This window comes from Cellulomonas endophytica, assembly GCF_004123805.1.
GTDB lineage: Bacteria > Actinomycetota > Actinomycetes > Actinomycetales > Cellulomonadaceae > Cellulomonas > Cellulomonas endophytica.
The window spans coordinates 1-12,324 of the sequence record NZ_RWJX01000086.1; the positions used below are offsets into that span (position 1 = coordinate 1).

Consider the following 12,324-nt stretch of genomic DNA (forward strand, 5'->3'; position numbering starts at 1 on the left):
GGTCCCGCACCTGCCGCAACCGGCCGGGGCGCGCGCGGCCAGAAGAGGGCGCGCGCGCGCCGGCCCGGCAGGAGCAGGAGCGCCGGGAGCAGCGTCAGCGCCGCGAGCAGCGCGGAGACGATGCCCACGGTCCCCACGGGCCCGAGCGCGCGGTTGGAGCCGAGGTCCGACAGCAGGAGGCAGAGCAGGCCGGCGACGACCGTCCCCGCGCTGGCCGCGATGGGCTCGACGGACGCCCGCACCGCCCGGCGCATCGCCGTCGCCGGGTCCTCGACGAGGCGGAGCTCCTCGCGGTAGCGCGCCACGAGCAGGAGCGAGTAGTCCACGGCGGCCCCGACGACGAGGATCGAGAGGATGCCCTGCGACTGGCCGTTGAGCACGAGGAGGTCGGCGTCGGCCAGGAGGTAGACGACGAGCCCTGCGAGGGCGAGCGCGAACACCGCCGTGAGGATGACCACGAGGGGCAGCACCGGCGACCGGTACACGACCACGAGGATGAGCAGCACCGCGCCGAGGGCGACGAGCAGCAGCACGCCGTCGATGCCGCCGAAGGCCGTCACGAGGTCCGCGACGAAGCCCGCCGGCCCCGTCACCCAGGCGAGCAGGCCGTCCGGGCCGGCGGTGGTCGCGGTGGTCCCGAGCGACGCCTCGAGATCGGCGCGCAGGGCCGTGACGAACGCCGCCGCCACGCTGTCCTCACCCAGGCGCTCGTCCGCGCGCGCGCCGTCGATCGCGAGGACCACGAGCAGCGCCTCGCCGTCCTCGGACGGGGCGACGACGGGCTCCCCGACGAGGTACGAGGACCAGGTGCCGTCGGCGGGCGCGTCGGACGCGGCCCCCTCCTCGGCCGGCGGGAGGGGCAGGTCGGGGATGCCGGCCGCCCATCCCTGGACCGCGGCGAGCGCCTCGGCCGGCACCGTCCCGCGGCCCTCGGGGCGCAGGACGACGAGCGCCGGTAGGGTCTGCTGCTCGACGAACGCGGCCGCGGCCTCTCCCCCCTCGGCGGACTCCGCCGACGAGGGCAGGAACGCGGCCTGGTCGTTGGTCTGCACCTCCGACAGGCGTCCCTGGGTCGGGCCGCCGATCCCCGCGATCGCGAGCCACACGACCACGGCGACGAGGACGAGGAGGCGCCGGCCGGCCGCCCGCGAGATACTCAGCATGCTGAGGATTGTGGCGCCGCCGCCCCGTCCACCACAAGTCGAGAGGTGCCCGTGCCGGAGCCGAGCGGTCCGCCGCTGCACCACTGGCCCGACGGCCGGCTCCTGTCCGCCGTCGCCCGGCGCATCGAGCGCGCCTGGGACGCGCACCTGGCGCACTGGGACCTCACCCACGCGAGCCTCCCGGTGCTCGTCCACCTCCTCGACGGGCCCCGCTCCCAGCGGGAGCTGGCCGCGCTGCTGGACGTCACGGAGCAGACGACCAGCCGGATCCTCGCGCGCCTCGAGCGCACCCGGTACGTCACGCGCACGGCGCACCCGGAGGACCGTCGCCGGTACGTCATCGCCGTCACGGCGGCCGGGAGGGCGGCCCTGGCGGCCGCCTCGGACCCGCGTCCGGCCGAGGACAGCGTGCTCGGCGTCCTCAGCGGCGCCCAACGGGCGGAGCTGCGGGCGCTGCTGCTCGCCGTGCACCCGCCCGTCTGACGCCCGTCCGGGCCCCTCCCCCCGCGCCGTGCCGCCGTGCCGTCGCGTCACGGCGGCTCCCCGGCCCCGCGTCCGGCCCTCACCGCCTCACCGCCTCACCGTGGGACGGGACCGCGCCGGACGCGCTCGAGCAGCAGGGGCGGCGCAGCACGCTCCGGGTCCCACTCCGCCTCGACCCACCACGTGGCCCCCGCCTCCTCCAGGGCCGCGAGGTGCTCGGCCGCGGCGCCCGGGTCGGCCGGCAGCACCCCCTGCGCGACGACGTCGAACGGCCCGGCGGCGGGGTCGCGGTGCGCCCCCACCCAGTCCACGACCTGTCGGACCTGCTCCGCGGGCGGCTCGTCGAGGGTCCGCAGCCCCTGCACGACGACGCCGTCCCAGCGCACCGTGCGCGCCAGGGAGCGCTCGCTCGGCCAGGCCCCCACCACCCACACGGGCGGGCGCGGGCGCTGCACGGGCCGCGGCACCAGCCGCATCCCCTCCACCCGGTGGTGCACGCCGCGGTGGTCGAACGTCTCGCCGGAGAAGGCCGCGTCGAGGATCGCCAGCGCCTCGTCGAGACGCTCCGCGCGCTCCCGCGCCGTCCGGGCCTCCCCCTCCACCCCGGCGACCGCGCGGTCCTCCGCGACGCCGAGGCCCACGGGCAGCAGGAGCCGCCCCCCGGACAGGTGGTCCACCGTGAGCGCCTGGCGCGCGACCACCCACGGCCGCCGCCGCGGGAGGGCGAACACCATCGCGCCGAGGCGGATCCGGCCCGTCCGCACCGCGGCGGCCGACAGGATCCCCCAGGGGTCCCACGCCTCGAACGTCCCGAGGTCCCCCAGGTCCACGCCGTCCCAGGTGAAGAACCCGTCCCAGCCCGCCCGCTCCGCCTCGACCGCCAGGTGCACGACCTCCCGCGCCCCGCCCGTCGAGGCCACGATCCCCATCCGCACGCCGACCACCCCCTCCGTCACCGGCCGGGCGCCCCCGCCCGGACCCCTGCGACGCTAGACCGGGCCACCGACACGCCACCGGCACGCCACCGGAACGCCACCGGCACGGCACCGGCACGGCACCGGCACGGCACCGGCAGGCCCCGGGGGGCAGCGGCACGGCCGCGCGGACGCCGGGGCTAGGCTCGGGTCGTGGACGCCCTCGAGCTCGACCTCGGCCGGAGCCACCAGCCCTACGTCCCGACGTGGGAGCTGCAGCGCAGCCTGCACGCGGAGGTCGCCGACGGGACCCGGCCCGACACCCTCGTCCTGTGCGAGCACGAGAGCGTGTACACCGCCGGGAAGCGGACGGGCACGCGCGAGCGCCCGACCGACGGCACCCCGGTGGTCGACGTCGACCGGGGCGGGCGCCTCACCTGGCACGGCCCGGGCCAGCTCGTCGGCTACCCGCTCGTACGGCTCGCGGAGCCCGTCGACGTGGTGCGGTACGTGCGGGCGCTGGAGTCGGCGCTCATCGACGTCTGCGCCGGCCTCGGACTGCGCGCGGTCCGGGTGGAGGGCCGCAGCGGCGTCTGGTTCCCGGCCGACCCCGTGCGCGGCCGGCCCGAGCGCAAGGTCGCGGCGATCGGCGTCCGCGTCGCGCGCGCGACGACGATGCACGGCTTCGCCCTCAACTGCGACCCCGACCTGGGTGCGTTCGAGCGGATCGTGCCGTGCGGCATCGACGACGCCGGGGTCACGTCCCTCACCGCGGAGCTCGGCCGCACCGTCGGCGTGCTCGACGTCGTCGACGTGGTCCGGCGCCGCGTCGAGGAGGCCCTGGCCCCGCTGCTGGCGACGGGCCGGCCCGCCGCCGCCTGACCCGGCGGCGCCCCGGCCCTGCTCCGCGGGCCTGGCCTCGCGGCGTCAGCGCGCGCGGACCGGCGCCAGCCCCGTCGCGACCTCCTCGGCCCAGGCCCGCACCGCGTCGAGGTCGCGGAAGTCGCCCTCGGGAGCCCGGACGAGCGCGACGAGCGCCCGCTCCTGCAGGCTGAGCGCACCGTGCCGGACCCGGCCGGCGAAGCACCGCACGTCGCGCGCCCCCGCGTGCCGGGCCACGACGTCGACGTCGTCCGGCACGTCCGTGGCGGCGTCGGGCACCGCGAGGGGGCCGGACCAGAACAGCCACACGGGCCGGGAGCGGAGCCGTCCCCCCTCCCGCTCGACGAGGTGCCGCAGCCCCGCGGCGAGCCGGCCGACGTACACGGCGGAGCCCAGCACCACGGCGTCCCAGGCCGCCACGTCCTCGACGTCCTCGGGGTCCACCTCGTCGACGACGTGCCCGTGCGTCCGCAGCACCTCCGCCACGACCTCGCCCATCTCTCGCGTCGCGCCGTGCCGCGAGGCCACCGTCACCAGGACCTTCATCGCACACCCCCCTCGGGTGGTCGGCCCTGCCGGCGGCCCTGCCGGTCCCGTGGCCGGTCCCGCGTGGGGACGCTCCCAGCGTGCTCCCGGGCCCCGGGCGGCACCCGGGACGGAGGTCCCGCGCGCCCGGGCCGGGCCACCCGGCGGCGCGTCCGCCCGCGGCCGCGTCGCACCGCCCTGAGAGGCCCGGCGCCCCGCCGTCGAGGGGCCGCTGCGGGGCGGTTAGGGTGGCGTCGTGACCCTCGCTCCCGACGGCCGGCGGATGCTCCGCATCGAGGCGCGCAACGCGCAGACGCCCATCGAGAAGAAGCCGGAGTGGATCCGCACGCGGGCCACGATGGGCCCCGAGTACACCGAGCTCAAGGGCCTCGTGAAGCGCGAGGGCCTGCACACGGTGTGCGAGGAGGCGGGCTGCCCCAACATCTTCGAGTGCTGGGAGGACCGCGAGGCCACGTTCCTCATCGGCGGCGACCAGTGCACGCGGCGCTGCGACTTCTGCCAGATCGACACGGGCCGCCCCGCGGACCTCGACCGCGACGAGCCGCGCCGGGTGGCCGCCTCCGTCCAGGCGATGGGGCTGCGCTACGCCACGGTCACCGGCGTGGCGCGCGACGACCTCCCCGACGGCGGCGCCTGGCTCTACGCGGAGACGGTCCGGCAGATCCACGCGGTCAACCCGGGCACGGGCGTCGAGCTGCTCATCCCGGACTTCAACGCGGTCCCCGAGCAGCTCGACGAGGTCTTCTCGAGCCGGCCCGAGGTGCTCGCCCACAACGTCGAGACCGTCCCGCGCATCTTCAAGCAGATCCGCCCGGCCTTCCGCTACGAGCGCTCGCTCGAGGTCATCACGCGGGCCCGCGAGGCCGGCTTCGTCACGAAGTCCAACCTCATCCTCGGGATGGGCGAGACGACGGCGGAGGTCGAGGAGGCCCTCGCCGACCTGCACGGCGCCGGCTGCGACCTCGTCACGATCACGCAGTACCTGCGGCCGAGCGTGCGGCACCACCCGGTGGACCGCTGGGTGCGCCCCGAGGAGTTCGTCGCGCTGTCCGAGGTCGCCGAGGGGCTGGGCTTCGCCGGCGTCATGTCGGGGCCGCTCGTGCGCTCGTCGTACCGCGCCGGCCGCCTGTGGGGAAAGGCGATGGTGAGGCGCGGGCTGCCCATCCCCGCCGAGCTCGCCCACCTGGGCGAGGCGACGAGCTCGCGCCAGGAGGCCTCGAGCGTCCTCGCCCGCCTGGCCTGACGGGGGCGGTCCCGGCACGGGCGACGGGCGTCGTGCCCCGCCGGTCCTCCGCCCGGGCCGTGGAGCAGGACGGGGCGGTGCGGGCGGTCGGGGGACGCCCGGGCCGTCGGTAGACTCCCGACCCATGGCGAGGCAGAGCGACGCGGCACCCGCGGACGGGGCGAAGGCGCCCAAGGTCAAGAAGCGGCGCTGGTACCACCAGCTCTGGCAGGTCTTCCAGATGACCCGCCGGCAGGACCCGGCGATCACGTGGATCCTGCTGGCGGTCTTCGTCGGCGTCCTCGCGCTCGCCCTCGTCGTCACCCTCCTGACGAGCTCGTGGCTGTGGTTCGTCGCGCTGGCGCCCTTCGCGGTCCTGGCCCCGATGATCGTCCTGGCCCGGCGCGCCGAGACGGCCGCCTTCACGCAGATCGAGGGCCAGCCCGGCGCGGCGATCGCGGCGCTGGGCACGATCCGGCGCGGCTGGTCCTTCGGCCAGGAGCCCGTCGCCTTCGACGCGCGCACCCAGGACCTCGTGTTCCGCGGCGTCGGCCGGGCGGGCATCGTCCTCGTCGGCGAGGGCCCCGCCTCGCGCATCGGCAAGCTGCTCGAGGCCGAGCGGCGCCGCACGGCCCGCGTGACGGCCGGCGTGCCCATCACCGTGCTGCAGGTCGGTGACGGCGAGGGCCAGGTGCCGCTGCGCAAGCTCCCGCGCAAGGTCCAGCGCATGCGCCCCACGCTGACGAAGCAGGAGGTCGCCGAGGTGACGAAGCGCCTCACGGCGCTCGGTGCCGCCCGGCCGCCGATCCCCAAGGGCGTCGACCCCTTCCGTGCCCGTCCCGACCGCAAGGGCATGCGCGGCCGCTGACGCGGGCCGACGCCGCGCGTCAGGGCGTCGGGCGGGGCGCCGGTCGCAGCCGCACGACCCGGCTGCCCGCCGCCCGGTCGTGCAGGCCCCGTCCCGTGCCGTCCCAGACGACGGCCGGCACGACCAGGCAGAGCAGCACGGTGCGGACGGCGGCCCGCAGGAGCCCGGGCGGGACGGGACCGTCCGCGCCGTCGAGGACGACGCGCACGCCCAGGAGGCGGTGGCCCAGCGTCGTGCCGATCCCGCCGACGAGGAGCAGGTTCTCCACGGCGAAGACGGCCAGCGTCTCCAGCTGCCCGGCCCGCAGCACGAAGGCCCCGGAGTCCTGCACGGGGAAGAGCGCCGCCGCGACGAGCAGGCTCGCGAGCCAGTCGACGCACAGCGCGAGCACCCGTCGGCCGAGGAGGCCCGACCCCCCGCCGGACCCGCGGGGCCCGCCCTCCAGCCACGACCCCAGGTCCTCGCGCGACGCCACGCGCCCAGGGTAGGGCCCGCGTCGGCCCCTCCCGCAGCGGCCCCGGGCGGACGGCCGGGGCACGTCGACGCGCGACGAGACGCGGGGCCCGGCGCCGTGCGGCGGTGGCAGGATGCGGCGCAGGTCGCCGCCCGTGCGTCGGCCGGCGGGCCGGACCCGCCTCTCGTCGTGCGGGCCGTCGACCGCTCGTAACACAGGGGCGACGCCTGTAACGAGACGGAAACACGCCGCCCATCCCCGGGTAACGCGCCGTCCGTAGCGTCTCCCCCGGCCTGGACCATGTCCACCACCCGACCGAGGAGCATGCGGATGTTCAAGGAGCCAGACGAGGTCCTGGCGTTCATCAGGAGCGAGGACGTCAAGTTCGTCGACGTGCGCTTCTGCGACCTGCCCGGCGTGATGCAGCACTTCAACGTGCCGGCGCAGTCGCTCGACGCGGACTTCTTCACCGACGGCCAGATGTTCGACGGGTCGTCGATCCGCGGCTTCCAGGCGATCCACGAGTCCGACATGAAGCTCATCCCCGACGTGTCGACGGCCTACATCGACCCGTTCCGGGTGGAGAAGACGCTCAACGTCAACTTCCACATCGTCGACCCGTACACGGACGAGCCGTACTCGCGCGACCCCCGCCAGGTCGCCGCGAAGGCCGAGGCGTACCTGAAGTCGACCGGCATCGCGGACACGGCGTTCTTCGCCCCCGAGGCCGAGTTCTACATCTTCGACGACGTGCGCTTCGAGACGAAGCAGAACGCCGGCTACTACTACATCGACTCCATCGAGGCCGCCTGGAACACGGGCCGCGTCGAGGAGGGCGGCAACCTCGGCCACAAGACGCCCTACAAGGGCGGCTACTTCCCCGTCCCGCCGGTCGACATGTTCGCCGACCTGCGCGACCAGATCTCCCTCCAGCTCGACGAGCTGGGCCTGGGCGTCGAGCGCGCCCACCACGAGGTCGGCACCGCCGGCCAGGCGGAGATCAACTACCGCTTCGACGAGCTCGCCAGGTCCGCGGACAAGGTGCAGCTGTTCAAGTACGTGGTGAAGAACGTCGCGCACGCGGCCGGCAAGACCGCCACCTTCATGCCGAAGCCGCTCTTCGGCGACAACGGCTCCGGCATGCACGTGCACCAGTCCCTGTGGAAGGACGGCAAGCCGCTGTTCTTCGACGAGAAGGGCTACGGCGGCCTGTCCGACATGGCCCGCTGGTACATCGGCGGCCTGCTCAAGCACGCGCCCTCGCTGCTGGCGTTCACGAACCCGACGGTGAACTCCTACCACCGCCTGGTCCCGGGCTTCGAGGCCCCGGTCAACCTGGTCTACTCGGCGCGCAACCGCTCCGCCTGCATCCGCATCCCGGTGACGGGGTCGAACCCCAAGGCCAAGCGCATCGAGTTCCGCGTGCCGGACCCGTCGTCCAACCCGTACCTGGCCTTCGCGGCCATGCTCATGGCGGGCCTCGACGGCATCCAGAACCGGATCGAGCCGCCGGACCCGGTCGACAAGGACCTGTACGAGCTGCCCCCCGAGGAGCACGCCCTCATCAACCAGGTGCCGGGCTCGCTCTCCGAGGTGCTCGACAACCTCGAGGCCGACCACGACTTCCTCACGGCCGGCAACGTGTTCACGCCGGACCTCATCTCGACGTGGATCGACTACAAGCGCTCGCACGAGGTGGACCCCATCCGCCTGCGGCCGCACCCCCACGAGTTCGAGCTGTACTACGACGTCTGACCGGCGGGGCCGCTGAGCCCCTCGGCCGCACGCCCGCACGCACCGGAGCCCGGCACCCCCTCGGGGGCGCCGGGCTCCGGCGCGTCGCGACCGGACGTCCTCCCGCGCCTCGGCCGTACCTCGACCTCCTCGGCCGGCTGTCCGCCTCGGCGACCGACGAGGACCGCATCGACGACCTGCCGACGCAGGGCGACGCCGGCCCGCGCTGGACGCGCACCGGCCGTCCTTCGCGTCGCCCAGTTCCGAGACCTGGACGGCGACTGCTCTCGGCCTGCGCACGGCGCGGCTGACCGCTGCCGCCTGCCGGGCTCCCACTCCCCCGCCGCGGGCAGGGCCCGCCGGGTGCCTCATCGGTCCTCGTGCGGGAGGCTCGCGGCATGTCCCGCCTCGTGCACCTGCGGCAGCGCTTCTGGTTCCTGCCGGCCGTGATGTGCGTCGTCGCCGTCGTGGTCGCCGAGGTGCTCGTCACGCTCGAGCGGCGGACCGGCGGGCTGCCGCTGCCGGGCTGGCTCTCCGAGCTGGTGCTGCGGGTGGGTGCCGCCGGGAGCAGGGACGTGCTCGGGGCCGTCGCGACGTCGAGCCTGGCGGTGGCGGGCACGACGTTCTCCATCACAGTCGCGGTGCTGGCGCTGACCTCGTCGGCCTACGGCCCCCGGCTGGTGCCCGCCTTCCTCGCCGACCGCGGCAACCAGCTCGTCCTCGGCGTGCTGGTCGCCACGTTCCTCTACTCGCTGCTGGTCCTCCGCTCGATCCGTAGCGTCGGTGACGTCCCCGTCGGCGATCCGGGCGACGAGGACGTCTTCGTCCCCCACCTCGCGGTGAACCTCGCCGTGCTGCTCGCCGTGGCCGACGTCGCCGTCCTGGTGTGGTTCATCCACCACATCAGCGACTCGATCCAGGTGTGGACGCTGTCGGGCGGCGTGCGGGAGGACCTGCTCCGCGTGGTCGGGCGGCAGTACCCCGCGGGCGCGGGCGCCCCCGACGAGGGACGGGTGGCACCGACGGCTGGGCCGCTCGCGCCGTCACCGCCGGCCCCGCCCGCCCGCGCCACCGGAAGGGCGGTCGCGACGCGACGGAGCGGCTACGTCGAGCTCGTCGAGACCGGGCGCCTCCTGCGGCTCGCCCGGCGGCACGACGTCGTCGTGGCGGTCCTCGTACGCCCCGGGGACCACGTGATCCCCGGGGAGGACGTCCTCGTCGTGACCCCGGCGAGCGGTGCGGGGACGCCCGAGGGGCGCGTGGTGACCGCGCTGCGGTCGGCCGTCGTCGTCTCGGACGCGCGCAGCCCGCGGCAGGACGTCGCCTTCGTCGTGCAGCAGCTGACGGACCTCGCGGTCCGGGCGCTCTCCCCCGGGACCAACGACCCGACGACCGCGGTGAACGCCCTCGACGACCTCTCCGCCGGGCTCGCCCTCCTGGTCTCCCGGCCCGCGCCGGTCCCGGTGCACCGGGACCGAGGAGGGCAGGTCCGGCTGCACCTGCCCCCGCAGGACCGGGGCGAGGTGGTCCGGGGCGTCCTGGAGGCGGTCCGCTGGCACGGCGCGGCGGCACCCACCGTCGTCCGGGCCGCGCTCCGCCTGGTCCGCCGCCTGGTCGATGCCGGCGCGGCGCCCGACGTGCGCGCCGTCCTCGACGCCGAGCTCGGGCGACTCCGGACCGCCGTGGCCATGTCGGCCCTGGTGCCCGAGGACGTGGTGGTCCTGACGTCCGAGCTCGACGGAACGCGGGCGCACGTGCGGGGGCCCGCGGCCGACGGCCCCGGCCCTGGCCCCGGCTCCGCCTGACGCACGACGCGATCGGGTCACGATCCTGTGAAGGCGGTTGTGCCGGCTGTCGGTGGCTGGTGGCCTCGGAGGGCGGGCAGCACCCCCACGACGAGGAGGCCCGACGTGAGCGCGAGGTTCAACGCCCTGGTCCGGTTCGACGTCCTGGGCGAGGAGGTGACCGTGACGGTGGGCGGCCGGGTCGAGCACGCGGCGCTGCCGGAGCTCTGCGACGTCGTCGAACGCTCGGCGACGATCGCCGGGCGGCCCGCGCTGGTCGACCTGGGCGACGCCGAGATCGACCCGGCCGCCCGCCGAGAGGTGCAGCGGCGCTGCGGCGCGTTCGCGCGGCTCCGGGGCTGAGCCACCCCGGCGGGACCCCGTTCCCGGCGCGCCGCGTCGAGCGCGTGCAGCCGGCGCTCGTCGTGGGGCCCGGTGCCCCTCGACGGGCGCGAACCGTCGGGTCTGGGACGATCGAGGCGACCGCAGCGGCGTGGGAGCAGCCTCACCGCGCGGGGCCAACACGCCTGCTGCGGTCGCCCCTCCCGCCCGTGCTCGCGTCCCCGGAGGTCCCCGTGCCGGTCCCGTCCCGATCCCGCCCGCTCGTGCTGGCCGTCGCCGCCGCCCTCGCCCTGACGGGGTGCGGGGTCGAGACCAGCATCGACGACGGCGCGCTGCGGACGGGCGCGCGGGAGATCGTCGACGACCTCCAGTCCGCGATCGACCGGGCGCGGGAGCGGGCGCAGGAGCAGAACGCCGACGAGAGCGGCGACCTCGGCGAGGACCCGCCGGCGCAGACCCAGGCGATCCGGACCGACACGAACACGGCCTTCGAGTACGAGCAGTACCAGGCGACGCTCGAGGGCGTCATCGCCTCCCTGGACGCGTTCTGGGCCGAGGAGCTCCCGGCCGCCTTCGGCGCCGCCTACACCCGGCCCAGCCGCTTCGTGTACTACCGGCCCGAGCATGAGCCCGGTCCGCGGTGCGGCGAGGAGGAGGCCCCCGCGCAGAACGCCTTCTACTGCCCGGCCGGCGACTTCATCGCTTGGGACGAGACGGGGCTGATGATCCCGTACTACGTGTCGTCGGGGGACTTCGCCGCGGCCTTCGTCCTCGCCCACGAGTACGGCCACGCGATGCAGGTCCGCCTCCCGCAGCAGGAGCAGCTCGGGGTGCTGCGCGAGCTCCAGGCCGACTGCTTCGCCGGGGCGTGGGCGAGGGACGTGCAGGAGCAGGGCTTCCTCGAGGCCGGCGACCTGGACGAGGCCACCCTGGCGGTGTTCTCCGGCCGGGACGTCCCCGGCACCCCCTTCACCGACCCGCGGGCGCACGGCACGGGCTTCGAGCGCACCCGGGCCTTCGCCGACGGGTACGAGGGCGGGGCGGCCACCTGCTACCCCGCACCGGCCGAGGAGTGGGTGGTCGGGGTCCAGCAGTAGCCGGTCCCGGCACCGACGACGCGCGCGGACCGGTGGCCGGCCGCGCCCGGCGCCGTGACCGGCTCCGGGCCGCAGTGGTCGCGTACCGGTGCGGGCCCGGCAAGCCGGGCGTCCGCGGCCGAGGGGCCCGGGGCGGGCCGCACCGGGCGAGCGGTCAGAACCGCCCGCCGCCGCCCCGCCGGCCGCCGGACCGACGGGGGCTCGAGGACCTCCGCGAGGCGCTCGAGGAGGAGCGTCGCGAGGACGACGAGGAGCGCCGCGACGACGAGGACCGCCCCCCGCCGCCGCCGAGCACGATCCCGCCGCCGCCCCAGCCGCCCGAGCCGCCCCACCCGCCCAAGCGACGTACGGCGGCGTCGGCCCGGGCCGCGCTCTCCCGGCGCCGACGGTCCCGCTCCGCGGCGACGTCGCGCTCGGCGGCGTCCCGCGCGGCGGTGACGAGCTCGAGCGCACGCTCGGCCTCCCGCAGGGCGGCGACGGGGTCCCCGCCCGCGAGGGCCGCTCCGGCGTCGGCGTGCCGCCGGCCCTCGGCCAGCCGGGTGCGGGCCGTGCTGCCGATGTCCGTCCGGTGCGCGGCGAGCAGCCCCTCGACGAGGTCCGCCGTCGCCCGCACCGTCGCGGTCACCTCGGGCAGCCGTGCGAGCGCCCGGGCCCGCGCCGCCTCCGCCTCCCGTCGGGGGGCGAGGGCGGCGTCGAGGGCGTGCTCCGCCGACCGCAGCCGGGCCAGCGCGGTCAGCGGGTCCCGCTCCACGCCGGGCGCGGCGGCGGCGTCCCGGGCGGCGGCGGCCTCCGCGGCGGCGGCGGCGACGGTCGCGTCCCCGGCGCCGAGGCGGTC

The 12,324-nt window shown here is 76.4% G+C and carries 12 protein-coding genes and 1 pseudogene; 8 read left to right on the forward strand and 5 right to left on the reverse strand.

Going from position 1 to position 12,324, the window contains the following annotated elements; translation table 11 throughout:
• On the reverse strand, positions 1-1,163 hold a 1,163-nt coding region (locus EJA20_RS16240), incomplete at its 3' end, for an MMPL family transporter (RefSeq protein ID WP_164984030.1).
• Between the two features lie 51 nt (positions 1,164-1,214).
• On the opposite strand from EJA20_RS16240, the gene EJA20_RS16245 reads away from it, so the two are divergent.
• A complete protein-coding gene (locus tag EJA20_RS16245) occupies positions 1,215-1,646 on the forward strand; it encodes a MarR family winged helix-turn-helix transcriptional regulator (protein ID WP_240675581.1) in 432 nt (143 codons plus the stop codon).
• 95 nt (positions 1,647-1,741) lie between these two features.
• Here the strand turns inward: EJA20_RS16245 and EJA20_RS16250 are convergent, their stop codons facing one another.
• Entirely contained in the window at positions 1,742-2,575 is an 834-nt protein-coding gene (locus EJA20_RS16250; RefSeq protein ID WP_240675582.1) for an LLM class flavin-dependent oxidoreductase, read from the reverse strand.
• Between the two features lie 198 nt (positions 2,576-2,773).
• Between EJA20_RS16250 and lipB the strand changes: the two genes are divergently transcribed.
• Positions 2,774-3,442, forward strand: a complete 669-nt coding sequence (gene lipB / locus EJA20_RS16255) for a lipoyl(octanoyl) transferase LipB (protein WP_129339590.1) — start codon at positions 2,774-2,776, stop codon at positions 3,440-3,442.
• 45 nt (positions 3,443-3,487) lie between these two features.
• Here lipB and EJA20_RS16260 read toward each other — a convergent pair whose 3' ends face one another.
• Positions 3,488-3,988, reverse strand: coding sequence for a flavodoxin domain-containing protein (locus EJA20_RS16260; RefSeq protein WP_129339591.1), 501 nt, complete (start codon positions 3,986-3,988; stop codon positions 3,488-3,490).
• 235 nt (positions 3,989-4,223) lie between these two features.
• On the opposite strand from EJA20_RS16260, the gene lipA reads away from it, so the two are divergent.
• Both lipA and EJA20_RS16270 read left to right on the forward strand, forming a co-directional pair.
• A complete protein-coding gene (gene lipA / locus EJA20_RS16265) occupies positions 4,224-5,231 on the forward strand; it encodes a lipoyl synthase (RefSeq protein WP_129339592.1) in 1,008 nt (335 codons plus the stop codon).
• A 124-nt stretch (positions 5,232-5,355) separates the two neighbouring features.
• Entirely contained in the window at positions 5,356-6,078 is a 723-nt protein-coding gene (locus tag EJA20_RS16270) for a DUF4191 domain-containing protein (protein WP_129339593.1), read from the forward strand.
• 19 nt (positions 6,079-6,097) lie between these two features.
• On the opposite strand, the gene EJA20_RS16275 is transcribed toward EJA20_RS16270, so the two are convergent.
• Positions 6,098-6,553 carry an RDD family protein gene (locus tag EJA20_RS16275; protein ID WP_129339594.1) on the reverse strand — a complete coding sequence of 152 codons (456 nt, stop codon included), beginning with the start codon at positions 6,551-6,553 and terminating at the stop codon, positions 6,098-6,100.
• Positions 6,554-6,862: 309 nt separating this feature from the next.
• On the opposite strand from EJA20_RS16275, the gene glnA reads away from it, so the two are divergent.
• The 4 genes from glnA to EJA20_RS18850 all read left to right on the forward strand — a co-directional run bounded on the left by glnA (position 6,863) and on the right by EJA20_RS18850 (position 11,489).
• Entirely contained in the window at positions 6,863-8,287 is a 1,425-nt protein-coding gene (gene glnA, locus EJA20_RS16280) for a type I glutamate--ammonia ligase (protein ID WP_129339595.1), read from the forward strand.
• A 377-nt stretch (positions 8,288-8,664) separates the two neighbouring features.
• On the forward strand, positions 8,665-10,071 hold the full coding sequence (locus EJA20_RS16285; RefSeq protein ID WP_129339596.1) for a DUF2254 domain-containing protein: 1,407 nt from the start codon (positions 8,665-8,667) through the stop codon (positions 10,069-10,071).
• 105 nt (positions 10,072-10,176) lie between these two features.
• On the forward strand, positions 10,177-10,413 hold the full coding sequence (locus tag EJA20_RS18845) for a hypothetical protein (protein ID WP_164984031.1): 237 nt from the start codon (positions 10,177-10,179) through the stop codon (positions 10,411-10,413).
• A gap of 188 nt (positions 10,414-10,601) precedes the next feature.
• Complete coding sequence (locus EJA20_RS18850) at positions 10,602-11,489, forward strand: neutral zinc metallopeptidase (protein ID WP_164984032.1); 888 nt, start codon at positions 10,602-10,604, stop codon at positions 11,487-11,489.
• A gap of 154 nt (positions 11,490-11,643) precedes the next feature.
• Here EJA20_RS18850 and EJA20_RS18855 read toward each other — a convergent pair.
• A pseudogene (locus EJA20_RS18855) lies at positions 11,644-12,324 on the reverse strand (hypothetical protein); the annotation flags it as partial.

Bases quoted from the DNA above. Each gene is read 5' to 3' on its own strand.
- EJA20_RS16250 (WP_240675582.1), bottom strand. From the start codon at position 2,575: ATGGGGATCGTGGCCTCGACGGGCGGGGCGCGGGAGGTCGTGCACCTG.
- EJA20_RS16260 (WP_129339591.1), bottom strand. From the start codon at position 3,988: ATGAAGGTCCTGGTGACGGTGGCCTCGCGGCACGGCGCGACGCGAGAG.
- EJA20_RS16270 (WP_129339593.1), top strand. From the start codon at position 5,356: ATGGCGAGGCAGAGCGACGCGGCACCCGCGGACGGGGCGAAGGCGCCC.
- glnA (WP_129339595.1), top strand. From the start codon at position 6,863: ATGTTCAAGGAGCCAGACGAGGTCCTGGCGTTCATCAGGAGCGAGGAC.
- EJA20_RS16285 (WP_129339596.1), top strand. From the start codon at position 8,665: ATGTCCCGCCTCGTGCACCTGCGGCAGCGCTTCTGGTTCCTGCCGGCC.